Genomic DNA, 589 nt, shown 5'->3' on the forward strand with positions numbered 1-589 from the left:
AGTCAGTGACCCAACCGAAAGGAGGGAGCTGCCGAAGGCGGGATTGGTAACTGGGGTGAAGTCGTAACAAGGTAGCCGTATCGGAAGGTGCGGCTGGATCACCTCCTTTCTAGGGAAAATAGAGTCGGAAGTAAAGATTGTTTCACTGTTCAGTCATCAAGGATGACAAAACTTCTGGTGTCGATGCGCTTAGGGGACACACCCGTTCCCATCCCGAACACGATGGTTAAGACCTAAGCGGCCGATGGTACTGCATTGGAGACGGTGTGGGAGAGCAGGTGGACGCCAGATTACAAAAGAAGAAAGAAGCGGGGCTCCTTCATATATAGATAAACCGCTGGCTTTACCAGTGATTTAAGACCAGAAAAGAGTTTTTGATCTTAAATGACTGATAAATCTTCAGTCAGAACTGATTTGGGAATCTTATTTATAATGTTTCCAAATCCTTGTACCTTGAAAATTGCATACGTGAAAATACAAAATATCAAATGGTTCAATCAAAAGATTGTAACCATGCCGATAGAGACATCCGAGGAAGTTATCTTTAACAGGTAACAACCAAGAGAATAGTAAATGTTAGTAAACACTT

Annotated in this window: 2 rRNA genes; both read left to right on the forward strand. The window is 43.1% G+C overall.

Annotated elements, in window-relative coordinates:
- A 16S ribosomal RNA gene (locus tag H8716_RS17515) occupies window positions 1-109 on the forward strand; the annotation flags it as partial.
- Between the two features lie 64 nt (window positions 110-173).
- Window positions 174-291, forward strand: a 5S ribosomal RNA gene (rrf, locus tag H8716_RS17520).
- Window positions 292-589 lie beyond the last annotated feature (298 nt).

Origin of the sequence: Jingyaoa shaoxingensis (genome assembly GCF_014385005.1) — a bacterium.
Taxonomy (GTDB): Bacteria; Bacillota; Clostridia; order Lachnospirales; family Lachnospiraceae; genus Marvinbryantia; species Marvinbryantia shaoxingensis.